Below are 23,516 nucleotides of genomic sequence, written 5' to 3'. Positions count from 1 at the left end.
TATTATACTCACTATGGCAAACAAAAATAATAAACATATTCGTCTTTTACGGTCTATAAAGCCGGTTCCTCATTCTCCTAAATTTTACCTATTGAGCGGATTTGTATTGGGGGTGCTATCAGTAAGCTCTGTTTTACTAGGCTATGGTTATTATCAGAATCATTCGGGATCAAGCCGTACACGAGTTAATGCAGAAAATCATCAAATATCAGACTTAAATCATGCCGCAGAATCTGAGCAAATTATTCCAAAAGCCGCTACGCCGTCGGATCAGGATAATATCCAGAATCCAGAAGATGGTTTTGATCAGAATATTGAAAATATGTTTAAGGTAGCAAAGCCAGAAAGTAATGCAGAATCTAAAAACCATACTTCACCTTTTGAATCTGCGTTTGGTGCCCAAGAGCAAAAACCTTTAATTCAGGCCAATGATAAAAATAAACCACTTAAACCGGAAATTCGGACAATTCAATCTTCAGCAATAAAGACTAAGATAATTAAAGGTTCGCAAAAAAGTTCTTTAAATATAAATGCTGATCGTCTATCGCCAGCACAAACAGAAAAATCTGTTGAGCTAAAAACTACAAATACTTCGTCACAGGAACAGCCCTCAGCAACTACGCTACAGGAAAGTGCTGAAGTAGCACTGTCATAAACAGCATGATCTACTTCATTTTTTTCAGTTTTGTTTTGCTTAGCTTAGGTATGTTGCTGCTGGTTTCTTATGAATTCCGAATCCGGTTGATAAACCTGTGCATGCAAATTTTACCATATAGCAAGAACCGAATTTTGGCAGCCAGACAGGTTGCCTGGGAATTTAATCAGGCAGCATCTTCAGATAAAATCCAGTCACATTGGCATATTCAACAATGGTGGATTTTGCTGGCGGCCTTAGTGTTATTTAGCAGTATTGTAATTTTTACTTTAACCCGCCCCATTACTGCCAGTACTTTTGAAGCAAATTATTTACGTGAAGTTGATCCCCAAATTTATACTTTACTCGATGGTCAGGTGTTAGCACCGCCCCCAGAAGTAGAAGGTCATCTGATTGAAGAAGCCATACAGGGAGAAGTCCATTACTATACCAATGTTGTTTCTGCCCAAGTTATAAATCCACCTGATCCTACTGAAGATGTACATCTGCCTATGATCCATAATCATAGTGATCTCAATATAGTTAACCGGAAATGGAATAAAATTAATCCACGTTATAAACAGCGTTTATTGATGGTCTTCAAAATAATGCGTGAACAGTATGGATATGAACTGGTTTTACTAGAAGGTTATCGCAGTCCGGAACGTCAAAATTCACTTTCTGCAAATCCGAATACCACGCGTGCTAGAGGTTATCAAAGTTATCATCAGTTCGGTTTAGCAGCTGACGTTGCCTTTAAACGTCATGGTAAAGTCATCATCAGCGAACGTGATCCATGGGCAATGCGTGGTTATGAACTGTATGGTCAAGTCGCAGAATCGGTCGGACTCACATGGGGCGGTCGGTGGAAATCGATTAAAGATTATGGTCATACTGAATATCGTATGCCAGGTTTGAAAAAAACCGCTGAAATGGCAAACCAGTTGGTTAATGAAGGTCAGCTACAGGCAGCTGGATACTGACCTTCGATTCAAAGTTTCAAAGTTAACCGTGTTATTTATTATTGTGCATCTAGAAATGCTTGTATATGTTCCAGTACTTGTGCAGGATTTTCAGCATGCAGCCAATGACCTGCATTTTCAATGAGTTCAACTTTGGAATGGGTGAATTGGCGGTCAATCGCAGCGAAATGCTCTGGTTTAGAAATATAAAAAGAGTTACCACCTCTGAGAAAAAGTGCCGGAGTATCAATTGGAGTAATATCTTCCCAAAATAAAATATCCTGATAATGGTTAAAGAGTGCCTGTACATTAAACAGCCACTTCCCTTTGTTAAAAGATTTTAGCAAGAACTGAATTACCATTTCTTCATTCAGATATTCACGCATGATTTTTGTCGCTTCTAACCGGGAACTTAGGTTTGCACGCTCGACAGCAAATAAGGCTTCAAAAATTTCCGCATGATGATTTTCATGATATGGGATTGGAGTTATATCCAGAACCACAAGCTGCTCTACCCGATTACGCGCAATATCAGACAGTTTCATGGCAACTTTGCCGCCCATAGAATGCCCTACCACAACAAATTTGGTGATGTTAAGACTATCTAATGTTTCAAGTACATCTTTTGACATCAAGTGGTAATTATGCTCATCACTATGTCCAGATAAGCCATGGTTGCGCAGATCTAACTGAATGACGGTACGCTGGCTTGAAAAATGTCGCGCCAGCATTCCTAAATTACTCAAGCTGCCGAATAAACCATGAATGAAGACCATTGGTACAAGTGTTGAGTTATCATGACTGGTGATTTGGTAGTTGAGGATCATTTGAGAATTCCGTGATTTCATAGATGATGTGGTGATATTGGAATTTTATTGGGAATTAATCAATTGCTAAATTTTAAAATATGCTTAGGCTATTTATATGCAATAATTTTTGCTTAGGCTAAATAGGTGAAACTGGTACAATTTTTTAAAATCAGAGAGGTCTAAAAACTAGCTGTTATTATTCAAATAAGCTCAGGTAGCTTTAAAATTTTTAATTTTCTGACTATCACTTATTTACTCATTCATAATCAAAAACTGGATATGCATAATAAGCCACACTACATTTACAAGTCATATTTCGGGTGTATAAGCAGTCAGGTGGAATTTACTACCTAGCTTCTTACAAATTGGCTAAGCAGAAAATACTATTATTAAGTTTCCTCCCCTTTTCTTTTCATAGCTATTAACATTTATAATTCGCTTAGGCTATTTTGCAAACTTTTAAAGATATTTGAATTATTAAATATGAGCTGCGTGCAGCAACTAGCCTAGCTCGGATGAAAATCATTTCTTATCAAATACTATTTAGTATTTCTAGGAAGTTTTTAGAAAAATAATTGCCATTACTTAAATATTCTAATTAATGAGATAATATCAGTGGATATATCCCCGAGATATAAGGTAATTCTACAAATTTATTTTAAATTAACTTAATAGTTTTATTGAAAATATATTAATAATGAACTTTTCATATTTATAAAAGCCCGGTTATTCAAATTAGAATCATTTGCTTTATTTATATTTTCCAGCGAAAAACGTTCGAGAAAGAGAAGTGTTTTATAACCTATTCTACTTCCCTATTTTTACAAAATACACTCGCCGTCATTCCAGATTTAGTCAAACTTTGATCCTGCCGCTCCAGAAAGTTTCTGGCAATCATTGCCATCGTAGGTGCCATACTCAGATCACTATTTTCTTCGGACACCTTTTGAATATCCTCATAGGCTTTCAATCGATTACAGAAAGCCTGGCGTTGAGTTTGAGCATCTGCCTTTTGATCATCTTCATCTAAAATATGCTTGGTTTCATTCACGATTTTAGTCTGTACTGAAATAAACTGGTCGTAGGCACTTTGTGAAAGTGGCTCTGCAAAGAGCATACTATTTAGCCCTAATAGCAATCCAGCACAAATGAAAGATGATTTTTTTAGCATTTAGATTTCTTCTTTCCAGACATCTTCATAATCATCGGCATCGATCATGAAACGAAAACCTGTTTCCAGAGCCAGATACGGCAATACTTCTGGTGCAATATCCTGTAATTCACGTACGGTCATGGTTTCAAAAGCATCTTCACTTGAAGGTTCTCCCCCGTAAATATACCAGCTGATATTTTCAGCCGACTCAGGCTTTTTACGAATGCCGACAATTGGATCCTGTTTCAAGGTATGTACGGCCACGGCAACCACATCATCACCACTCACTGCAACATAAGCCGAACCAACTTCTTCACAGAGCAGTTTTTGTTCTGCGATCAGTTCTTGTAAAGGTGACAGGTTTTGCGTGTTTTTCGACATTCGGTTGTACTCATTAATTTTTTACATTAGCGCGCTATTTTAACTTAATTTTAATGAGGCTCATGAGAATTTCATCGAAATCTAAAAAATATCTACCCTTACACTGGTTAAGGGCAGATATGAATAAAGTTATTTAAAAACTTTAAAACGCTCTTCATCCGCAAGATAATCTTTGGCACGCGGCTCACCCTCTATCGAACCAAATACCAGCTGTGCACGAAGTTTCCAGTTTGATGGAATGCTCCATTCCGCATGAACCTGCTCATCTACGATCGGATTGTAATGCTGCAATGATGCGCCCAACCCTTCTGTATGCAATGCTGTCCACGTTGCAAATTGTGCGATTGCAGTCGAATGTTCCGCCCAGATTGGGAAGTTGTCTGCATAAGATGGGAACTGTTCCTGCAAACCTTTCACTACGTTGTGATCTTCAAAAAATAGGACTGTACCTACCCCTGCTGCAAAACTGGCCATCTTTGCTGTGGTCTTTGCAGCACTCTCTTCGTCTTTGGCATAGCTTTTTAATTTGTCTGCAACAAAGCCCCAGAACTTCTCATGTTCTGAATTGAATAAAATGACGGCGCGTGAAGATTGAGAATTGAAGGAAGATGGGCTTTGTTTTATCGCAGTCTGAATCAGATCAGTTAAATATTCAGGAGATTGTTCAACATTCTTGGCAATAGCATAAATAGTACGGCGTTTAGTAATTAAATCTAAAAACTGGTTCGACATTTTTCAAAATCCTGGGATATATCTTCGGGAAAATTTGAACCTTCAGCTATTTTTGTGAAGGATAACTAATTAATGAGGCTTTAACCTTATAATAAGCTAAAGCACCTATACCTTAAAAAATAATTGAATCAATTACTAGGCTATTTATTTGATATTTTTATATATTTTTTAGCTAAAAATGATCATTTTCATCTATTTTTTGAACAATCGTTAAAACATACGCACTATTAAAGGACCACATGATAAATCATGATCTGGCTTGCGCTATTACTGAGCAAAATTAAGATATTTATTTATAAAATCCCTATAGCTTAGGCTATTTGGGTAGACAAATAATTATGAAAAAATTCTCATATTTCAGATAAAATTAATCCCTCAAAATTGAGGGATTAATTTTATAAATAAAAGCTAAACACCGGGTTTAAAACTTTGCATTTAAAACCTGAGCAGATACTTTGTTTTTCCAAAGATCGCGTAAAACCGGTAAATAGAATTTTTCACCGAGCTCAACCAGCTCTGCATCAATTAAAGCATGCATCTCATGCATAAAAAGATAATCCAATTCAACTGTGCTGAGCTGGGTTTGCTGCTTTTGATAATCTTTGCGTTTCTGTTGGGCTTGTTTAACCAGACGATCCGCAAATGCTTTATCTTTAAACTGCATAATCGCTTTCAAACGTAATTCGATGATGCCCCAACCGGTTAAAAACATCTGGAAGGTTTCAAAATCATCGCTGGTCGATTCCCAAGACATTTCTTCCAGATTTTCATTATCTGGCAGTACAGGTAAAAGAAGCTCCATAACACTTGGAAAAATCTTTTTGAAATTCAGAATAAATTTAACAGGATGCTCACCTGGATAATCCTTGAATTGCACCTTTTTTTGAACATCCGTTAAATAAATATCAAACATAAAACAATCATCAGTAGGTAATCTTATCTAGCTCCTATTGTACGCAAGTCTGCCCGAGATAAAAACCATTGCTGACTATTCCATGATAAAACAGCTAAAAGATTAAAAACATTTACCTTTATTTGGCATTCGGTGAAACCATCTGTTCAGGTCTGACGACTTCATCAAACTGTTCAGCTGTTACGAGATCAAGTTCCACAGCCACCTGTTTCAAGGTTTTACCTTCCTTATAGGCGGTCTTGGCAACTTTGGCTGCATTCTCATAACCAATGACCGGATTCAAGGCTGTAACCAGCATTAAAGAATCATGCAAGAAATGTTCAATTTTTTCATGATTTGGCTCAATACCGACGGCGCAATGATCATTAAAACTATTACAAGCATCACCTAATAACTGGATAGATTGCAGCAGATTATAGGCAATGACCGGCATAAATACATTGAGTTCAAAATTACCTGATGCACCCGCTACACTAATGGTGGTGTCATTGCCGAGAACTTGCGCGACTACCATGGTCATCGCTTCACTTTGTGTCGGGTTAACTTTACCCGGCATGATGCTAGAACCCGGTTCATTTTCAGGAATACGGAGTTCCCCAAAACCACAACGTGGGCCACTGGCTAACCATCGGATATCATTAGCAATCTTATTTAAGCTAACTGCTAAAGTCTTTAAGGCACCTGAAGCGAATACTGCAGCATCACGGCCAGCCAAAGCCTCAAACTTGTTTGGTGCTGTTACAAATGGCAAACCAGTTAAATATCTAAGAGTTTTAGCTACTTCAACAGCATAATCAGGATGAGCGTTCAACCCTGTACCGACGGCTGTCCCGCCCAATGGCAGTTCGTAAAGTCCAACCAAGGCCTGTTCTAGACGAAGAAGTGCATGATCGAGTTGAGAAACATAACCGCTAAATTCCTGTCCCAACGTTAACGGCGTAGCATCTTGTAGATGTGTCCGGCCAATTTTTACAATATCAGCAAATTCCTGAGATTTGATATATAAGGTATCGCGTAAACGTGTGACTGCCGGAATTAAAAGTTCATTGATCTGTAAGCTCGCAGCTACATGAATCGCAGTCGGAAATGAGTCATTGGTAGATTGAGCACGGTTAACATGATCATTTGGATGGACCGGTTTTTGTGCCCCTAAATGATTACCCAGTTTCTGGTTGGCAATATTGGCAATTACCTCATTACAGTTCATATTACTTTGCGTACCTGAACCAGTTTGCCAGACCACCAGTGGAAATTGACTGTCCCATTGACCACTGATGACTTCATCAGCAGCATCCACAATATATCGTGACAGTTCTTGTGAAATCTGGTTCAGCTCGGCATTAGTCAAGGCAGCCGCTTTTTTGACGAGTCCCATGGCACGAATCATTGGCCGTGGCAAACGTTCATTTCCAATCCTGAAATTTTGCAAGCTGCGCTGAGTCTGAGCGCCCCATAATGCCTCACCCGGCACAGCAACTTCTCCCATCGTGTCATGTTCAATACGTGTTTGCATGTTCAACCTCAATTCTTTTTGCTTATTAATAATCTTAGGAATCTGTATATCAATGATTTACTCTAATAATTTAAAGTAGTCGATTACATTAAATATGTAAATGATAATTATTATCAAATATTAAATTAAAAATCTAATTTACTGCCCTTTGAGAATATTTTGATAAAACAACCATTCATCCTCAAGCATCTTTCTGATCGAGCGCTGCCTTTGCCAATGCAAAACCTGTTGTGCCTTTTCAGTATTCGCACCTAACTGGTCCAGCTCAGCATGGGGATAAGGTAAGGCATCCACAGTTTTAATTGCAGACTGGGTGACTTCAGCAAGCTGATCCAGTAAAGCCTGTATGGAAATCAGTTCTCCCGCAATATTAAAGGCTTCACACTTTAATTCCTGCTGTTGTGACAACCACTGTAAGGATTTGATCACGGCATCACAACAGTCTGCGACATGCAGAAAACTGCGCTCTACTGTGCCATCTGCGGTATGGGCCTGACGGCGTAATTCAAGATATTCACGTTGCTGCGCAGCGACCTGCATTGCCAGAGGAACAATATTTTTCGGTAAAGGTGGTACTGCTTCCCCTAAAATACCATGCTCAAAGGCACCGGCAATATTGGAAAGACGCAGGATCGCAATCCGCCATTCATTGTCAGTTTTAGCGGTATCCCGAATAATTTCCTCCACCATCTGTTGCGACTTGATATAAGGATTAGGATAAGTAAAATTAAAAGGCAGATCTTCGCTTAAGTCTGTGCCAGATTGTCCATATACCGCCAAACTGGATAAATGTACCAGATGACGTACCCCGGTACGCTGCATGGCACGCATGAGACTCATAATACAGCTGACATTATCATTATAATATTCAAGTGGTTTTAATACTGATTCTTCCAGTGACTTAAAACTTGCGGTATGCACCACAGCCTGAATCGAATTCTGCTCAAAGACTTTGTTCAATGCGGGCGTGTTGCGAATATCAATCTTGATAAAAGGCACATACATACCAGAAATAAATTCGAGACGCTCCAGAGTCTGTAAGTTAGCATTGGCCAAATTATCGACCACAATGACCTCTAGTCCTTGTGCTAACAGACTTAAAGCAATATGTGAGCCTAAAAAGCCTAATCCACCCGTCACTAAAATCATTTATACTACCTACTTTCTAATGAAGCCAAGATCAATCTGTTGCTATTGATCAAGCCTGTAGTGAATTTCGATGAGTACCTTAATTCTTGTTACCTCCGCACCGACTTCCATCTATGCCTGGCATGCCTTGGGTTTAGCTCAGGCTTTGCAGGATAAGCAGGAAGCATTCCGTGTGTTTTTCTATCAGGACGGCGTATCGGTCGCAAATGCACTGCAATGGGTACCCGACGATCAACGTCATCTTACACATGCATGGCAAGCTCTGCAGATTCGCCTCCCAGTCTGTGTAAGTGCAGCATTGGCGCGTGGAATTACAGATCCGGACAATGCTCAACGTCACAATATTCAGCAGCATAATCTGGCAGATGCGTTTGAATTGGTCGGTTTAGGTGAACTTGCCGATGCTGTTCAATCCTCACAGCGTCTGATTCAATTCTAGATGTTCCATTTTTTAGAATGTGTTGCTTTTCCAAGGAATCTTGTGTGAAATCTGTACTTGTTATATTAACCCAAGCCAATCTGACCAGCCTGCAGGTGCATGAAAGCCTGTCTGCGACAATGGTCCTGGCAACTTTTGGCGCAGAAGTTAAAGTCCTGCTACAAGGGGCCGCCCTTAGTCTGCTGCGTTCAGAGCTGCAATTTGACCAGTTGCAACATGCATTTAAACTGGCATCAAATATGGTCGACAGTTTCGAGTTTTATGATCTCACTCCGATTCTGATTGAGCAGAAAAATCAAAATTCCCCATTTGTGACGCAGAGCGAACAAGAAATCGAATTTATTGAGCTTAATCCTGAATTTATTCAAAGCTTTGATCATGTGCTGTATTGGTAAGGAATAAGGATATACAAATGTCAAATCATACACTTTATCTGATCCAATCCAGCTATTCGGCAACTGCACAGATCCTCGATCAATTGGCTCAGATTTATACAATGAGCGATCAGGTCGTGCTGATGGGTGAAGCGGTTTTGTTGCTAGAGCATTCATTTCTACAAAGCTTGCCGCAAATTTATATGCTGAAAAATGATGCTGAACTCTTGATACAGCCCTTACCTGATCAAGTAAAATTGTTGAATTATGCAGATTTTGCTGCTCTTTGCCTCCAGTTTAATCGCTGCATTTCAATGAAATAATGAATGGGTTAAATATGAATTTAGAATTGGATCAAGATGGTCATCTGGTTGACTACACCATCTGGAATGAAGAGGTCGCTCAACTCCTAGCCAATAGCCTGGACCTTGACTTGACCCCATGGCATTTTGAAATTCTGCAAGCGGTGCGTCAGTTCTATCAGCAGTTTGGCCATTCACCAGCAACGCGCCCTCTAATCAAATTTTTAATGAAAACTGTCAGTGCAGATATCAATAATGCCATGCTTCAGGAAAAGTTTAATACTGGTCTGGTGGCACGTCACTTAAGCCGTTTGGCCGGCGTACCCAAGCCTGCGAACTGTTTATAAAGCTATCAAGTCTTCGATATTTTGTATGTAAAAGCCTGAATTTTTATTCGGGCTTTTTTATGCGATCAATTTTCACTTCTAGAATAATCAAAGATACAAGTAGCCTGCAGACAGCAAATACAGGTTTAATCTAATGCTCGTAAGGCCCGATGCAGTTCATGTTCCATTTCAGGCAAGACTTTGATCAGAAAATCAATCTGTGCTTTCGCCTCGGCCTTGCTGACCTGTTGAGCCTCTACCAGCTTCTGCTGCTGGGTGATTAGTAAGCTGACCTGTTGAAGATCGGGCCGTTGCCCTTCGCTTAATGCATTAATCATCGTGGAAAAGTCCAGATACAATTGTTGCTGCTGCCTTAACAATTCACTTTGCTTTGCAGATGCATTATTTTGTCCGGTTTTTCTGGTTTGACTATTGGCAGTAGAGCTGACAGAGGCATCATTTGCAGATTTTTCAGCTGGCTGGACGGGAGCAGAATAAGGTTGATTATTAAAATGGGTTTGATAGATTTCTTTTCGTATCTGATAGCCAATACACAGTAAGGCTCCAAACAAGAGCAATGCGATCAATACATATAACTGAATTGTTTTATTATTCATCTTTGTGTCCTCAGCTTAGAAAAGACAGCCCCCCTATTCAAAAGCTGTCTTTTCTACTCATCAACTACGGTGTTGACCAGTCTGCAGGCGCATAACCAATCCGGACACGTTGTGGGTGATTTCCTACTGGTACACTAAGCACTTTATTGCCAGTAGCAAAATCAATCACGGTAACTACATCAGTTTCACTTTCGGAAATCACACAGCTACGACCGTCCGGGCTACGCGTTGCCCAATACGGTTTACCCGCAGAAATCAGTTTCCCGGCAGTCAGCGTCTTGCGATCAACAATAGTGGCATAATTGTCCATAGTTCCCGCAACACAAAGTTTTTCACCATCAGCACTGATCGATAGGCCATGATGGCGCGAATCATTCACCCATTTTGTCCGGTCTTTCGGAATACTGTCGCTCCCTGGCAACTGTCCAATCCGGCTAATCCTGTTCTGGTTCAGATCATATTCAATCAGACCATTAAAGAATGAAACCTGGGCATACAGTTTGGTTTCATCCTTACTAAATACCATTGGTCGTACTGAGTTGGACAAATCTTTTCGGCCAAATGCATCCAGTGCAGGTCTGAAGTCAATTTTTCTCAACACCTGATGGGTATTGGCATCTGCAATGGTGATAAAACGCTTTCCTTTGGTAAAATCTTGCCATTGGGCATCCATAGAGGTTTCTACGTTGCCGATAGCAGAGTTCAGAATCTTGTTGCCGCCATCAAAATAAATGTTTTCATGCGGTTTATCGCCCGTGCTGAAACGACCTAATTCCTTACCGGTATTGATATCCAATACATGCACCACATTTCCTGAAGAAGCAGATACGGCGACCCGCTGCCCATCTGGAGATACCGCCATATGGTCGGCACGGAAGCCTTCTACAGGTGTGCGCCAGTTAATCTTGCCAGTTTTGATATTGATTGATACGACATCGGCGAAACTTGGGCGTGATGCGACCACTGACTGCCCGTCTGGCGTAGAGTACATATCATCCACCAGTTGATCATTGCCTTCACCCGCTGTGGCCTGAATGTAAGTATAGGCAATCAGCTTGATTGGATTCAGGTGAATTTCCTTAAGGCGCTCTTTACGGTCAGGAATCATATTAATGATGCCAATCTTGCCAAAATCACCTGATGGACGAATCACAGTGACCGTGCCATCCCAGTTATTTCCGACAAAGAAAACCTGCTGTGAATTGGCAGGTGCCGCTGAAGGCGCAGAAGCGGCCTGTACACTTGGCAACGCTGATAGCATAGCCATCGCAGACAAGATCAGACAGAACTGTGGCCCTTTTTTATTTTGAATTTTCATCCCTTATGCTCCGCATAATAATTTGTATTTTTGTTTTTATTCCTTGTTATAGACACAGTCATTCTGTGTTTTCACACACCTAATATACAAATGCATAAGATGATTTACTGTTATTTCCGACCAAAAAACATACAACCCATTTAAATTTATCGTTCTATATCCTCTGAATTTAAAAGAACATCTTGCTGTGATTTTATGTATCCAGCACATCGACAAACTGGGCATTGAGCACTTTGGCGAGATCGGCTGGTTTTAGTCCTATATCCAGTCCTCTTTTACCTCCACTCACATAAATCTTGTTCAACTGCTCGGCACTTGCATCAATTACTGTTTTTAACCGTTTCTTCTGGCCAATAGGACTAATTCCCCCAACCAGATAACCAGTCAAGCGTTCTGCCTGTTTAGGATCTGCCATCTGGAGTTTTTTACATCCTACGGCTTGGGCTACTTTTTTCAAGTTAAGTTGATGATGTACTGGCAATACCGCAACGAAATACTGCTTATCATCCGTCACCAGTAAGGTTTTAAAGACTTCTTCTACAGAAAGCCCCAATTTTTCAGCAGCCTCCAGTCCAAAACTTTTGGCATTGGCATCATGTTCATATTCGTGAATGCTGTATTCAATTTTATTTGCTTTTAACAATTTACATGCAGGGGTCATGGAAAGTCTTATGGGTGATGAGGAATCATATGATTATATAAATATTGGTTTGAGAAGTTAAATCAGATGAACTAACTAATTTGCTTTACGGCTTTCATTTTTTAGTCAGTCAGTGTGTCTATCAGCTCTTTTTAAGTTTTTATTGCAAAGATGGAGATGAGCAAAATTACAGCAAATGTATGCGTTTTTGCCACTATCTAAGCATTAGAGGGGTCATTTTTTCACTGCAAGAAAATATCAAGATGAACACATTCGTCACTTCATCTATCTTAAAAATAGGAAGTACATATTCCAAGTATCTTCTATTAAACCTGCCGAGATATCAGCTTTATATCTCGGCAATTAAGTACATCTTGAAATCATATTTATGATGCTCAACTGAACTTACAGAAATATGACAAATTTTTGAATCTTGGAAAAAGATGCAGAATTCGCATTAAGTAAAATCCATTAAAACATTGTCTTATTTTAAGTTTTTTAAATTTCATAACATGACTAGAAGGGAATCATCACTTTTATTTAAAAGAAATGAGCAGAAAAAAATTTTACATTAAGCTGAGGTTTTTTTACCGGATTCAACTCACATATAGCATTCAAATTTGTCAGGAAAAAGCTGTTTAAAATTAAAAATATCGCTAAAAGTAAGAATTTAGCGTTAACATGAAGATACAGTTACACAAAGGATATTAACTGTTTTTGCCAATTGGGTTTACAATGAAAATAATATGAACACCTCGCGAATTGTAATTTTTTAACATTGCCAAATCTCTGCAAAGTTTTCATTATAGCGCCACTGTTTGCTATATGCTTTCTACGTCAATTCAAAGAAATTATAAATAGTAATGTAGAAAATCATGCAATAATAAGCAGAGTTTGCAGACATCTTGCAAACAAAACCCGATACTTTTTAATTGGAGCATGCTGGATGAGTTCGACCATTTTGGTTATTCATGGACCGAATTTAAACTTGCTTGGGAAGCGCGAACCGGAAGTTTATGGTCACCTTAGTCTTGATGATATTAACCAGCAACTGACTGTCCAGGCTCAACAGGCCACATTACAACTTGAAACTTTCCAGAGCAACTGGGAAGGTGCCATTGTTGACCGAATTCATCAGGCCCAGCAAGACGGCGTTCAATACATCATTATTAATCCGGCAGCATTGACCCATACCTCTGTTGCGGTTCGCGATGCCCTTCTTGGCGTCGCCATTCCTTTCATTGAAGTCCATCTGTCAAATGTGCATGCACGTGAGGCATTCCGACATCATTCGTACTTGTCCGATAAAGCCATCGGTGTGATCTGTGGTCTGGGTGCAAAAGGCTATGCTGCTGCCCTCGATTATGTCATTGAAAAAATACAATCTTCTACACAATCTTAATTAGGAATACTGTCTCATGGATATCCGTAAAATCAAGAAACTCATCGATTTGATGATTGAATCTGACTTACAGGCGATCGAAGTTAAAGAAGGCGATCAATCGATTGCATTAACTCGTCGTAATCCAGTGGTTGCAGCAGCTGTTCCTGCTATGCCTGCACCCCCAGCCGAAGCGCCAGCAGCAAAATCTCCTCGTGGTGCAGTTGAAACTTCGCCAATGGTCGGTGTGTTCTATGCTGCACCAAGCCCAGGTGAACCGACATTTGTTAAAGTTGGACAGACCGTTTCTGCAGGCGATACGCTCGGTATTATCGAAGCAATGAAAATCATGAACCCGATTGAAGCCACTCAAAGCGGTGTGATTGAAGAAATTCTGGTGAAAAATGGTGAAGTGATTCAATTCGGTCAACCACTTTTCCGCTACCGCGCTTAATCACCCCGGGGATTTATAATGTTGCAAAAAGTTTTAATTGCAAACCGTGGTGAAATTGCGTTACGCATCACCCGGGCTTGCAGAACTTTAGGGATCAAAACTGTAGGTGTCTATTCTGATGCAGACAAGGACCTAATGCATTTGCGTTTCTGTGATGAAGCAGTATGCATTGGCCCAGGTGCGAGCAGTGACAGCTACCTGAATATTCCAGCGATTATTACTGCTGCCGAAATTACCGGTGCAGACGCTATCCATCCTGGCTATGGCTTCCTCGCTGAAAATGCAGAATTTGCCGAAATCGTAGAAAATTCTGGTTTTATCTTTATTGGTCCACGTCCTGAACATATTCGTTTAATGGGGAACAAAGTTTCTGCGATTATGGCCATGCGTAAAGCCGGCGTCCCGACTGTACCGGGTTCAGCCCATGCAGTGACCCCTAACAATGCCTTGGCTGAAGCGAAAGAAATCGGTTTCCCGCTGATCGTCAAAGCTGCTTCTGGCGGTGGTGGTCGTGGTATGCGTATCGTGGAAAATGTCGATACCCTACTCGAATCAGTTCAGGCTGCACAGCGTGATGCGGAAATGTGGTTTGGAGATGATACGGTCTATATGGAACGTTTCCTGCAAAAGCCACGTCATGTCGAAGTACAAGTACTCGCCGATGGTAATGGCCATGCGATTCATCTGTATGATCGTGACTGCTCGCTGCAGCGCCGCCACCAAAAAGTACTGGAAGAAGCTCCAGCACCAAACTTGCCAGAGCAAGCACGTGCTGACATTCTGGAAGCTTGTGTGAATGCATGTAAGCTGATGCAATATCGTGGTGCGGGTACCTTCGAATTCTTGTTTGAAGATGATGAATTCTTCTTTATTGAAATGAATACGCGTGTTCAGGTTGAACATCCAGTGACTGAAATGGTTACGGGTATCGATATTATTGAACAACAATTGCGTATTGCGGGTGGTTTAGGTCTCGATATCCAGCAAGAAGATGTCAAGGTTTTGGGGCATGCGATTGAATGCCGTATTAACGCAGAAGATCCCTCTACCTTCTTACCTTCCCCAGGCAAGATCGAAAACTTTTATGCACCAGGTGGTGCGGGCATTCGCCTGGATTCGCATGTTTATCCAGGTTATAGCATTCCACCCTATTATGATTCGATGATTGCGAAACTGATTGCACATGGTAAGGATCGTGAAACGTCTATTTCGCGCATGAGAAATGCTCTGGACGAAATGATTCTGACTGGTGTGAAAACCAATATTCCTTTACATAAAGATTTAATCCTTCAAGACAAGAACTTCTGCAAACAGGCAATGGATATTCATTATCTGGAAAAACATTTGTTAAAGCAGCTTGAAAATCCTGAAGACAATGCCTAAAACCAAGCTTATAAATAACCGCTGAATGACAGCGGTTTTTTATTGTTTACAATTTAAGGCAATACGCGTCTGAGGACGGCAAAACATTGCTCGGCTTTTTCATTGGCGCAGAAATTAATCGTATAAGGGTTTTGCCATTTCACAAAATACTGTGAAATTTCACCAGATTGGTCAACTTGGTTACCCGAGCAGTCTTTTTCATTATTATCATATTTCACTTGCAGAATTAGTGCGGGAATCTGCTGCGAAGGGTCTTGTGCGGGTTGATAATCATATAACCCTGATGTCCATTCGTCGCCACTTTTGATCACAACATTATTATTTCCCTTAAAATTATAATATTCGATGCACTTTTTATTATTCGGAATTTCCATCCCCCACAAACCGACAATTTCCGGACGGGTTTTAACAGTAAAGGTATTTGGAATTTCAGCAGTTTTAACTGGAGTATTCTCTGATTTTTTATTTTCTGTCGCCATTAGCCAAGGTGAGCTCATGATTAAGATAAGGCTAAGACATGTTTTTTTCATATTTACTGGCATCTTTTTAACAATTAATTCTAAATTATCATATTTATTGGGATCATGTCCCACTCTAACGCAATTTCAATACAGAGTCAGAAACTATTTATCACATTGTTTAAAAACATAGATTTCTTTTCTGATTTTTTTTGTATATATTTCGTATATAAGAATCTTAATAGTTCGTATTAATAACAGATTAATCAAACAATAAAATCATATTTTGGGTCAAACTTAGTTGCTAAACAAAGTGATCATTCACACTTAAAAATTTGAATATAGGATTTTAAATTTGCAATTAGCTCGAATAATAGAAAAACAATTAAATCATGAAACTCATGCTTATTTCGTTATTGTTTTTGCTGTTTTAGTATGTTGTCTTATTGGGATCGCAACCAGACCGCTAGAGTATCTGGCCTTATTATGGCCGGCGAACGCGGCTTTGCTGGCCCTATTTTTACGCTTTCCACATTTAAATAATCTGGGAGGCTGGTTAGGCGCGTTCAGTGCTTTTATGTTTGCAGATCTGGTCACCGGGAATGGTTTACTGCATAGCCTGTTTCTTACCCTTTCCAATTTGATTAGTACCATTGTTTCGATATTTTTTATTCGATATTTCAAGATTAATTACAAATACTATAATACCGGTTATACCTTTGTTCATTTATTTGGCATCTTCGCTTTTGCAGGCTGTCTGGCCAGTGCAGCCTTTGCAGTTCTCACCTTGCCGAATCTACCAAATTCATTCATGACCAAAGAAAATTTATGGATTGATTTTGGTCTGTGGTGGACCGGTGAAATGGTGAATTATATTGTGTTTCTCCCTTTAATCTTGGCATTCCCAAGAATAAAAGACCTGCAGTATCTATTTAAAAACCGTCGTCAAAAACGTAATTATTTCAGCTATTTTTTACCGGCATCTTCAGTCGTGGCCTGTGTCATCATTACCAATATTTTTGCAGGCCCGGGCGCAATGCTCTACCCTTTGGCTGCACTGATCTGGGCTGCATTGACCTATCGCCTGTTTACCATGACGATGATCAATGCTTTTGTCATCATTTTGACCTATTACAGCCTGACACAGTTTTATGCGACCAATCACACCACACTGGCCGATTCCACGATTTATATTTCACTGCGGATCGGGCTGTTTATGCTGGCCTTATCTCCGCTCATCCTGTGTATTATCAGCCAAAACCGCAATGAACTGTTTAAACGGGTTCTGTATCTGGCTAATCACGATAGTCTGACGCGCACCATGAATCGTCATTTCTTCTTTAAAAAAGGTGAATATTTACTGCAATATGCCAAGACGATGGAATTTTCAGTGATCATGCTGGATATTGATTATTTCAAACGCCTGAACGATCATTTTGGCCATCATGTCGGTGATAAAGTCCTGCAACACTTTGCACAAATTGTACGTAACAACTTACGTGCCCAGGATCTATTTGCACGCATTGGCGGAGAAGAATTTGTACTCTTACTCTGGAATACTGAACCTTCAGAAGCCCGCATCATTGCAGAACGGATTCGAGACCTTGTGGAGAAAACCCCGATGCATCAATCAGATGGCTCATCTTTGTATATTACAGTGAGCATAGGCATCACCCACCAAAATGAACCCAACTCCCAAGATCTGCAAAACCTGATTAATATTGCAGACCAAGCCCTATATCAGGCCAAACATCGTGGGCGCAATCAGGTGGTACTTGCATCTTAAGCATAAAACCTCTACAACCTTAAAACAGTATCGACGCTAGGGAATGGCAATGAAATTAGAAGAATATCTGCAATATGACGGTTTAGGACTCGCTGAACTGGTCCGCAATAAACAGGTACATTCAAGTGAACTTTTATCTGCTGCCCTGGAACGTAGCTCAATTGCCAATCCCGAGCTGAATGCAATTATCATCCCGATGCATGAACACGCGTTAAAACGTAGCCAGCAAAATCTGTCTGGCCCTTTTGCCGGTGTACCATTTCTGGTCAAAGACCTGTTTCAGGAATATGCAGGCTATCCGACTTCTTATGGCTGTCAGGGTTTAAAACGGATCAGTTATATCGCCGAGACCAATGCCGAGATTGTCAATCGCTGGGAAAAAGCCGGAATTGTGACCTTTGGACGCACCAATACGCCTGAATTTGGCATTAAAGGTATTACTGAACCAGATGCTTGGGGCATCTGTAAAAATCCGTGGAATTTACAGCATAATAGTGGCGGCTCTTCAGGTGGTTCGGCTTCTGCTGTGGCAGCCGGAATTGTGCCAATTGCGGGTGCTGGTGATGGTGGTGGCTCGATTCGCATCCCTGCCTCCTATTGTGGCCTGTTCGGCCTGAAACCAAGTCGTGGCCGTACACCTTGGGGACCACAAATGAGTGAAGCCATGCATGGCGCCGCAATTCAGCATGTATTAACCAAAACGGTGCGTGACAGTGCTGCAATGCTGGATGCTACTCATGGTGAAGATCATAGTTCACTGTTTAAAATTCAACGTCCTCAACATCATTATCTGGATGTAATTCAGCAGCCACCCAAGAAGCTGAAAATCGCGTTTAGCACTTATTCTACGATTGGCACACCTGTCTCTCAGGATGCAATTCAAGCTATTAAACATACAGCAAAACTACTAGAGTCTCTGGGTCATGAAGTGATTGAAGACCGTCCAGCGATTGATGGGATGCAGTTGGCCAAGGATTTTATTACCACATGGTTTAGCCAGTTTTCTTTCATGCTGGATGAAATCCAGAAAAGCTATCCGTCTAGATCGAATGATTTTGAATTGGACTCTTTGGCACTGGCCGCCTTCGGAGCCAAGACCAGCGCGCTGGATTATATTCAGAACCTAAATAACTGGGGTCAGTATGTAACCCAGATGAATCATTTCTTTGATGATTATGATCTGTATTTGACGCCTGCAACGGCGACAGTGGCTCCGAAAAATGGTGAGGTCAAAACACCTGCTTGGCAAAAACCAATTTTAAAAGCTTTATTGAATGTGGGTAAAGCCCATTTGCTGGCACAAGGCAAACTGGTCGATAAAATTGTTAAAGAAAATCTGAAATGGGTGCCCTTTACCCAGCTCGCCAATATTACCGGCCTTCCGGCAATGTCGGTACCGCTGTACTGGAATGACCAGAACCTGCCGCTCGGTTCACAGTTTATTGCGCCGTTTGCACGTGAAGATCTACTGCTCCAACTGGCGGCCCAACTGGAGCAGGCACAGCCGTGGTTTGAGCAATACTCAAAAATCCGTATTTAATGTCAAGATAATATGTTCAAGCCTGTTTTTGCAGTTCGACTTTGTTAGGCAACCCGAAAACCAGCAATAAACCTGACAAGGTCGATGCCGCAGCAGCGATAAAGATAGATGTTCCGCCTATTTGATCCCAATAATGACCAGCCAGAATACTACCGCTTGCTACCCCGATCCCCCACATAGTGCTATAAAGTGCCTGTCCACGTCCTTGCTGCCCTGCAGAGAAGTTCTGGAAAATTACCCGCATCGCGATCATATGAAATAAACCAAAACTGAAAGCGTGAATCGTTTGAGCAAAAAACTGTGCCGTAAATGAAGCAGGAAATACCCCAACGATGAACCATCTTAATCCAGTCATTAACAAGCATAGCGTGACCAGATGACGCCATGACCAGCGTGTCAAAAAGAACGTCGCATAGGCAAACATGATAATTTCTGCAATAACTCCGACTGACCACAGCAAACCAATCTGGCTGGTACTAAATCCAGCCTGACTTAGATAATTGCTGTAAAAACTATAGAACGGTGCATGCGAAAATAACAGAATTAATTCGATCAGAAAAAAACTATACACGACAGGACGTTTGAATATCGGCCATAAAGGTTCGAGCTGTTTCTGTGCAGTGGGTGCCGTCCTTGGTTCTTTAATAGTAAATGACCAGAGAAAGGCCAGAAATGAAATACAGAGCAACAAGACTGGCAACATACTGATGCTGATAATTTCAAAGACGGTACCTAAGCCGAATACACCGATTATAAAACCGACAGATCCCCATTTTCGTACTTTGCCATAGAGCTCTGCTCTTTTTTCTCCGAGCCAGAACAAGGTTACGCCTTCAAACTGAGCAAGAATAGCATTCTGAAAGAAACTGAAAATCAGCATTAGCAAGGCTACAGATTGAAAGCTATTCGGAATAATGAAAATCATGAGCCAGATACAAGCTTCCATCCAGGTGGCTATACGCACCAGCAGCATTCGCTTACCCGACTTGTCTGCAATCCAGCCCCAAATCAACGGCGCAAAGAACCGGGTAATAATAGCAATAGAGGATAAAATCCCGATTTCCTGATAATTGAAGCCCTGATCTTCAAGATACAGACTCCAAAAAGGCAGGAACGCCCCGACAATTGCATAGTAAAAAAAGTAGAATCCACTGAGTCTATGCTGAATTGCTAGAGCTGGCATAGATATCTATATCCTTGTATTTTCAAAACTTGCAACTTACTAAAAGTGGTTCTTAACTGCACTGAATTGACCTTATTTTGCATTTCTACAATCTACAAATTTTATTTTTGTAGATTCCTTTCTAAATTGCTAATTCTTATAATTTTATCACTCTTGGAATTTTATATAATTCTTTTTAAAAATAATTTGGGATTCATAGATCTCGTCATTTTAATCAGTGATCTACGATATTTAAATATGGAAATTTATTTTGAATATGCACTTGATCTTATTTGGCATGAATTCAAATTGCCGCTTTTTCACATCTGAATAAGTTAGGTTAGCAATGGTTGTGATTGATGGCGAGATTTCTTCTTGGATAGAGGCTTATGGGTTAGGGTTTTAGATTAATGAGCGTCCATAAATTGCCACCATAAAAAAACCATCCGAAGATGGCTTTTTGTTAATCAGTCTTGAGTTATTAGCCACAAGATGCTTGAACGATAATTTTAGTTTGTGGATCAGTAACTACTGTAATTCTATTTGAACGGTAATCTAAAGTTACCGGCTGGCCAGGCGCCACCATACGTACAATTTCAGCTTTAGTCTTTGCCTTAATTGTCGCTTCAGATAAACCAGTTTGCCCAACAAGTTTTGCTGCTTCATCAGATATACAGCTGCTCATAGTATTTCCTTGGTGAGGAGGCATCTGTTCAGGATTATTTGCACATGCTGTCAATGCGACAGCAACTAACATTAAAGATAAATTCTGGATAATTTTCATAAAATTTTGTCTTTTCAGGATAAAAAAGTAATCATACAGAATATGATAGCCTCGACTACAGGCTTAACAACAATCTCTATACATTCTATTTAAACAGAAAGCTTAATAAAAAAAGTATCGTGCTTTCAGCTTGATGATTTGGCGAATTTCGTATTTTTTTAACAGTTATAATGGACATAACCTCCCGAAGAGGATTCTGTAGACTATTGCTTTTTAGTTTTTAATCACAAAATGCCTTAACAATTTTTTGAGTTTGTGGATCAACAATTACAGTAACTCGTCCTGGATGATAATCCTTAGTGATAGCTTGACCCGGTGCAAACAGTCTAACAACCTCAGCATTTGTTTTTGATTTGATATCAGCTTCACTTGCTAATGTCTTACGTGCTAATTTAGCTGCACTGTCAGCTACGTATTTTTTCATCATTTCAGGCTTGTAAACGACTTCTTTATCTGGAGTTCCGACACAAGCATTCAAGGCCACTGCTGCAAGAATAAATGATAAATTATAAATAAATTTCATAAACTTATATTTTTAACAAATAAAAGTAGGATCATACTTAAGACAGACGGTTTATATGAGCCTAGCTTTATCAACAATCTTAATACACATTTATGAAATAGGGATTTAAAAACAGAAATTAAAACCTTGATTTTTTAACAGGCAAAAAATACCTTCTAATAAAGGAGGTTTAAAATAGAGAGACCCTAATGCTATATGACCTATCTATGAGTTTTATAAAATTCTGTCTTTTAAAGATGTTAAATATTCAATTGCTAGTAATTTATAATGATTATTACAGCCTTTTAAATTCGCCCATTAAATCAAAAAGATATTCAATATATAGCTTTTTATTAGATATTTCAGGCATATCGAATACCCAATAGGTTCTAGACCTAGATCTGTATTTGAATCGTACGGTCAAAGTCTTAATTTCAATAAGAGCTGCTTCATTCCTTAATTTTGCATACAATGATAAGTATTCTGCAAGAAACTTCAACTTACCGTTTATGTCATGCGTAGCTGAACCATGCACCTTCAGAGCTTCATCATATACTAAAACCAGTGTTTCCTGTGTCATGTGAATGCCTATATCTTCTGGTCGAATTAATAAGCATTAAAAGATAAAACAGTTTTAGATTTTAAAATAGTTAGAAAACGTACTTAAACCTTTACTTTACGAAACTTAAATTCACATTTTGTTCGTATTAAAAAATCCCACTTAATTCTTATAAATTAAGTAGGTGGATTTGCGCCATAATTTTATTTTTATTTTCCATACAAATTATTATTAAAGTATTTTATTTTAATGACATAATTTTATAATCGAATAATTATTAGCCTGCTTCTCCAAAAAAACATAAAACTCCCTATTTTTCAAATATTAACCTATTTATTTTTGAAAAAAAAGAAATAGTGAAAAGAATTAAAATTTAAGCGTTAAGATCCTATGTAAATCTTTAAAAATTACATTTTCTAATATAGATTTAGACTGATATATGGTTCTTTATTCATTTTAATTAGTTTTTTCATTTCTACTAAAAATATATCAATTTAACCTTTATAAAGCGCAGATAGAATACACAAAAGTCTAACCTTACTATTATTATTTTTATATAATACATACACTTAAAATAATACAAATTATTAATATATATAAAATCTTAAATAAAAAAGCAAAAAAAACCTCCTTTATGAAAAAGGAGGTTGAAAAACTAAAGAAACTACAGCCATAGAATCTATTTTTGTATTATATATATGTTTAAATTATATTCAAGACTAAAATAAATTTATTTTTCAGTTGAAAAGCCCGCTTATTCTTGCGAACAAGCGGGCCATTACTGTAGTCATTTTCTTCGTATTACATGCGTCTTCTTCAGAGCGCATATAAAATGTACCATTGAAAATCATTAAATAAAATGTAGAAAATATGAATAAAATGTTTCAAAGTGTTTTTTTAGGTTATTTTATTACTTTGTAGCATTTTCTAAACAATAAAATAATCCATCAGCCGGTGTACTTTTTATGTTACTCATACTAAAAAATGTTATAAGACCAATATAAAAAAGTTATTATTGACTCTGATCACGGTTCATCTTCATACCAATTAATTTACTTATAGCTTCTTTTATTGGTAATAAATAGTATTTATAGATGTCTAAAATTTAAAGCATAAAATTTATCAGGTTGTTTTGATAGTAAATCAATAAACTTTGGAATTGTCGTTGCAATTAATAAGCAAGGATCGTGGTCATCACGATGATTCGCTGTGAAATATTTCATATGCCTTTTAAAAAATAGACAA

The 23,516-nt window shown here is 39.1% G+C and carries 25 protein-coding genes and 1 pseudogene; 11 read left to right on the top strand and 15 right to left on the bottom strand.

Features of this window, described 5'->3' with window-relative positions; genetic code table 11:
* Positions 1-13 precede the first annotated feature (13 nt).
* Both AY605_RS09435 and AY605_RS09430 read left to right on the top strand, forming a co-directional pair.
* Positions 14-655, top strand: a complete 642-nt coding sequence (locus AY605_RS09435; protein ID WP_064096142.1) for a hypothetical protein — start codon at positions 14-16, stop codon at positions 653-655.
* 5 nt (positions 656-660) lie between these two features.
* Positions 661-1,617 carry a M15 family metallopeptidase gene (locus AY605_RS09430; protein WP_064096141.1) on the top strand — a complete coding sequence of 319 codons (957 nt, stop codon included), beginning with the start codon at positions 661-663 and terminating at the stop codon, positions 1,615-1,617.
* Between the two features lie 38 nt (positions 1,618-1,655).
* Here the strand turns inward: AY605_RS09430 and AY605_RS09425 are convergent, their stop codons facing one another.
* The 7 genes from AY605_RS09425 to AY605_RS09395 form a co-directional block, all read right to left on the bottom strand.
* Positions 1,656-2,423, bottom strand: coding sequence for an alpha/beta fold hydrolase (locus tag AY605_RS09425; RefSeq protein WP_064096140.1), 768 nt, complete (start codon positions 2,421-2,423; stop codon positions 1,656-1,658).
* Between the two features lie 784 nt (positions 2,424-3,207).
* A complete protein-coding gene (locus tag AY605_RS09420; RefSeq protein ID WP_064096139.1) occupies positions 3,208-3,576 on the bottom strand; it encodes a hypothetical protein in 369 nt (122 codons plus the stop codon).
* On the bottom strand, positions 3,577-3,939 hold the full coding sequence (locus AY605_RS09415; protein ID WP_064096138.1) for a hypothetical protein: 363 nt from the start codon (positions 3,937-3,939) through the stop codon (positions 3,577-3,579).
* Between the two features lie 129 nt (positions 3,940-4,068).
* Positions 4,069-4,671 carry a nitroreductase family protein gene (locus AY605_RS09410; protein WP_064096137.1) on the bottom strand — a complete coding sequence of 201 codons (603 nt, stop codon included), beginning with the start codon at positions 4,669-4,671 and terminating at the stop codon, positions 4,069-4,071.
* Between the two features lie 421 nt (positions 4,672-5,092).
* Positions 5,093-5,584 (bottom strand): hypothetical protein, encoded by a 492-nt coding sequence (locus AY605_RS09405; RefSeq protein ID WP_064096136.1) that lies wholly within the window; start codon positions 5,582-5,584, stop codon positions 5,093-5,095.
* A 118-nt stretch (positions 5,585-5,702) separates the two neighbouring features.
* Positions 5,703-7,097: a class II fumarate hydratase gene (gene fumC / locus AY605_RS09400; protein ID WP_064096135.1), complete on the bottom strand. Its 1,395-nt coding sequence runs from the start codon at positions 7,095-7,097 to the stop codon at positions 5,703-5,705.
* 138 nt (positions 7,098-7,235) lie between these two features.
* On the bottom strand, positions 7,236-8,246 hold the full coding sequence (locus tag AY605_RS09395) for an NAD-dependent epimerase/dehydratase family protein (protein WP_064096134.1): 1,011 nt from the start codon (positions 8,244-8,246) through the stop codon (positions 7,236-7,238).
* Between the two features lie 70 nt (positions 8,247-8,316).
* Between AY605_RS09395 and tusD the strand changes: the two genes are divergently transcribed.
* From tusD to AY605_RS09375, 4 genes are read left to right on the top strand one after another with little or no spacing between them, the layout of a single operon-like run.
* Positions 8,317-8,685 (top strand): sulfurtransferase complex subunit TusD, encoded by a 369-nt coding sequence (tusD, locus tag AY605_RS09390; protein ID WP_064096133.1) that lies wholly within the window; start codon positions 8,317-8,319, stop codon positions 8,683-8,685.
* A 44-nt stretch (positions 8,686-8,729) separates the two neighbouring features.
* Positions 8,730-9,080 carry a hypothetical protein gene (locus tag AY605_RS09385; RefSeq protein ID WP_064096132.1) on the top strand — a complete coding sequence of 117 codons (351 nt, stop codon included), beginning with the start codon at positions 8,730-8,732 and terminating at the stop codon, positions 9,078-9,080.
* A 17-nt stretch (positions 9,081-9,097) separates the two neighbouring features.
* Positions 9,098-9,382 (top strand): DsrH/TusB family sulfur metabolism protein, encoded by a 285-nt coding sequence (locus tag AY605_RS09380; RefSeq protein WP_064096131.1) that lies wholly within the window; start codon positions 9,098-9,100, stop codon positions 9,380-9,382.
* A gap of 14 nt (positions 9,383-9,396) precedes the next feature.
* Positions 9,397-9,708 (top strand): TusE/DsrC/DsvC family sulfur relay protein, encoded by a 312-nt coding sequence (locus AY605_RS09375; protein WP_064096130.1) that lies wholly within the window; start codon positions 9,397-9,399, stop codon positions 9,706-9,708.
* A gap of 125 nt (positions 9,709-9,833) precedes the next feature.
* Here the strand turns inward: AY605_RS09375 and AY605_RS09370 are convergent, their stop codons facing one another.
* The 3 genes from AY605_RS09370 to ybaK form a co-directional block, all read right to left on the bottom strand.
* Positions 9,834-10,304 (bottom strand): hypothetical protein, encoded by a 471-nt coding sequence (locus AY605_RS09370; protein ID WP_064096129.1) that lies wholly within the window; start codon positions 10,302-10,304, stop codon positions 9,834-9,836.
* Between the two features lie 64 nt (positions 10,305-10,368).
* On the bottom strand, positions 10,369-11,622 hold the full coding sequence (locus tag AY605_RS09365; RefSeq protein WP_064096128.1) for a YncE family protein: 1,254 nt from the start codon (positions 11,620-11,622) through the stop codon (positions 10,369-10,371).
* 193 nt (positions 11,623-11,815) lie between these two features.
* The gene (gene ybaK / locus AY605_RS09360; RefSeq protein ID WP_064096127.1) at positions 11,816-12,283 is read right to left on the bottom strand and encodes a Cys-tRNA(Pro) deacylase; all 468 of its coding nucleotides are present in this window, start codon (positions 12,281-12,283) and stop codon (positions 11,816-11,818) included.
* 925 nt (positions 12,284-13,208) lie between these two features.
* On the opposite strand from ybaK, the gene aroQ reads away from it, so the two are divergent.
* Genes aroQ through accC form a run of 3 tightly spaced genes read left to right on the top strand, consistent with a single transcriptional unit; the run spans position 13,209 to position 15,480 of the window.
* Positions 13,209-13,664: a type II 3-dehydroquinate dehydratase gene (gene aroQ / locus AY605_RS09355; protein ID WP_064096126.1), complete on the top strand. Its 456-nt coding sequence runs from the start codon at positions 13,209-13,211 to the stop codon at positions 13,662-13,664.
* Positions 13,665-13,680: 16 nt separating this feature from the next.
* Positions 13,681-14,097 (top strand): acetyl-CoA carboxylase biotin carboxyl carrier protein, encoded by a 417-nt coding sequence (gene accB / locus AY605_RS09350; protein WP_064096125.1) that lies wholly within the window; start codon positions 13,681-13,683, stop codon positions 14,095-14,097.
* 18 nt (positions 14,098-14,115) lie between these two features.
* A complete protein-coding gene (gene accC, locus AY605_RS09345) occupies positions 14,116-15,480 on the top strand; it encodes an acetyl-CoA carboxylase biotin carboxylase subunit (protein WP_064096124.1) in 1,365 nt (454 codons plus the stop codon).
* Positions 15,481-15,533: 53 nt separating this feature from the next.
* On the opposite strand, the gene AY605_RS09340 is transcribed toward accC, so the two are convergent.
* Entirely contained in the window at positions 15,534-15,977 is a 444-nt protein-coding gene (locus AY605_RS09340) for a hypothetical protein (RefSeq protein WP_171254952.1), read from the bottom strand.
* 316 nt (positions 15,978-16,293) lie between these two features.
* Here AY605_RS09340 and AY605_RS09335 point away from each other — a divergent pair, with 316 nt between their 5' ends.
* Complete coding sequence (locus AY605_RS09335) at positions 16,294-17,724, top strand: diguanylate cyclase (RefSeq protein WP_064096123.1); 1,431 nt, start codon at positions 16,294-16,296, stop codon at positions 17,722-17,724.
* A 49-nt stretch (positions 17,725-17,773) separates the two neighbouring features.
* Positions 17,774-19,264, top strand: a complete 1,491-nt coding sequence (locus AY605_RS09330) for an amidase (RefSeq protein WP_064096122.1) — start codon at positions 17,774-17,776, stop codon at positions 19,262-19,264.
* A gap of 16 nt (positions 19,265-19,280) precedes the next feature.
* Here the strand turns inward: AY605_RS09330 and AY605_RS09325 are convergent, their stop codons facing one another.
* The 4 genes and pseudogenes from AY605_RS09325 to AY605_RS09310 all read right to left on the bottom strand — a co-directional run bounded on the left by AY605_RS09325 (position 19,281) and on the right by AY605_RS09310 (position 22,292).
* On the bottom strand, positions 19,281-20,447 hold the full coding sequence (locus AY605_RS09325; protein ID WP_064096121.1) for an MFS transporter: 1,167 nt from the start codon (positions 20,445-20,447) through the stop codon (positions 19,281-19,283).
* A 460-nt stretch (positions 20,448-20,907) separates the two neighbouring features.
* Positions 20,908-21,096 (bottom strand): annotated as a pseudogene (locus tag AY605_RS09320) (I78 family peptidase inhibitor); the annotation flags it as partial.
* A 334-nt stretch (positions 21,097-21,430) separates the two neighbouring features.
* Entirely contained in the window at positions 21,431-21,733 is a 303-nt protein-coding gene (locus AY605_RS09315; protein WP_064096119.1) for an I78 family peptidase inhibitor, read from the bottom strand.
* A gap of 274 nt (positions 21,734-22,007) precedes the next feature.
* The gene (locus AY605_RS09310; RefSeq protein ID WP_064096118.1) at positions 22,008-22,292 is read right to left on the bottom strand and encodes a hypothetical protein; all 285 of its coding nucleotides are present in this window, start codon (positions 22,290-22,292) and stop codon (positions 22,008-22,010) included.
* Positions 22,293-23,516 lie beyond the last annotated feature (1,224 nt).

This window comes from Acinetobacter sp. SFD (assembly GCF_001647575.1).
In the GTDB taxonomy this organism is placed as follows: domain Bacteria; phylum Pseudomonadota; class Gammaproteobacteria; order Pseudomonadales; family Moraxellaceae; genus Acinetobacter; species Acinetobacter pecorum.
This window is presented reverse-complemented; position numbering and strand designations above follow the sequence as displayed.

Coding starts and splice junctions, on each gene's coding strand:
- AY605_RS09435 (WP_064096142.1), top strand. CDS start 14: ATGGCAAACAAAAATAATAAACATATTCGTCTTTTACGGTCTATAAAG.
- AY605_RS09430 (WP_064096141.1), top strand. CDS start 661: ATGATCTACTTCATTTTTTTCAGTTTTGTTTTGCTTAGCTTAGGTATG.
- AY605_RS09425 (WP_064096140.1), bottom strand. CDS start 2,423: ATGATCCTCAACTACCAAATCACCAGTCATGATAACTCAACACTTGTA.
- AY605_RS09420 (WP_064096139.1), bottom strand. CDS start 3,576: ATGCTAAAAAAATCATCTTTCATTTGTGCTGGATTGCTATTAGGGCTA.
- AY605_RS09415 (WP_064096138.1), bottom strand. CDS start 3,939: ATGTCGAAAAACACGCAAAACCTGTCACCTTTACAAGAACTGATCGCA.
- AY605_RS09410 (WP_064096137.1), bottom strand. CDS start 4,671: ATGTCGAACCAGTTTTTAGATTTAATTACTAAACGCCGTACTATTTAT.
- AY605_RS09405 (WP_064096136.1), bottom strand. CDS start 5,584: ATGTTTGATATTTATTTAACGGATGTTCAAAAAAAGGTGCAATTCAAG.
- fumC (WP_064096135.1), bottom strand. CDS start 7,097: ATGCAAACACGTATTGAACATGACACGATGGGAGAAGTTGCTGTGCCG.
- AY605_RS09395 (WP_064096134.1), bottom strand. CDS start 8,246: ATGATTTTAGTGACGGGTGGATTAGGCTTTTTAGGCTCACATATTGCT.
- tusD (WP_064096133.1), top strand. CDS start 8,317: ATGAGTACCTTAATTCTTGTTACCTCCGCACCGACTTCCATCTATGCC.
- AY605_RS09380 (WP_064096131.1), top strand. CDS start 9,098: ATGTCAAATCATACACTTTATCTGATCCAATCCAGCTATTCGGCAACT.
- AY605_RS09375 (WP_064096130.1), top strand. CDS start 9,397: ATGAATTTAGAATTGGATCAAGATGGTCATCTGGTTGACTACACCATC.
- AY605_RS09370 (WP_064096129.1), bottom strand. CDS start 10,304: ATGAATAATAAAACAATTCAGTTATATGTATTGATCGCATTGCTCTTG.
- AY605_RS09365 (WP_064096128.1), bottom strand. CDS start 11,622: ATGAAAATTCAAAATAAAAAAGGGCCACAGTTCTGTCTGATCTTGTCT.
- ybaK (WP_064096127.1), bottom strand. CDS start 12,283: ATGACCCCTGCATGTAAATTGTTAAAAGCAAATAAAATTGAATACAGC.
- aroQ (WP_064096126.1), top strand. CDS start 13,209: ATGAGTTCGACCATTTTGGTTATTCATGGACCGAATTTAAACTTGCTT.
- accB (WP_064096125.1), top strand. CDS start 13,681: ATGGATATCCGTAAAATCAAGAAACTCATCGATTTGATGATTGAATCT.
- accC (WP_064096124.1), top strand. CDS start 14,116: ATGTTGCAAAAAGTTTTAATTGCAAACCGTGGTGAAATTGCGTTACGC.
- AY605_RS09340 (WP_171254952.1), bottom strand. CDS start 15,977: ATGAGCTCACCTTGGCTAATGGCGACAGAAAATAAAAAATCAGAGAAT.
- AY605_RS09330 (WP_064096122.1), top strand. CDS start 17,774: ATGAAATTAGAAGAATATCTGCAATATGACGGTTTAGGACTCGCTGAA.
- AY605_RS09325 (WP_064096121.1), bottom strand. CDS start 20,447: ATGCCAGCTCTAGCAATTCAGCATAGACTCAGTGGATTCTACTTTTTT.
- AY605_RS09315 (WP_064096119.1), bottom strand. CDS start 21,733: ATGAAATTTATTTATAATTTATCATTTATTCTTGCAGCAGTGGCCTTG.
- AY605_RS09310 (WP_064096118.1), bottom strand. CDS start 22,292: ATGACACAGGAAACACTGGTTTTAGTATATGATGAAGCTCTGAAGGTG.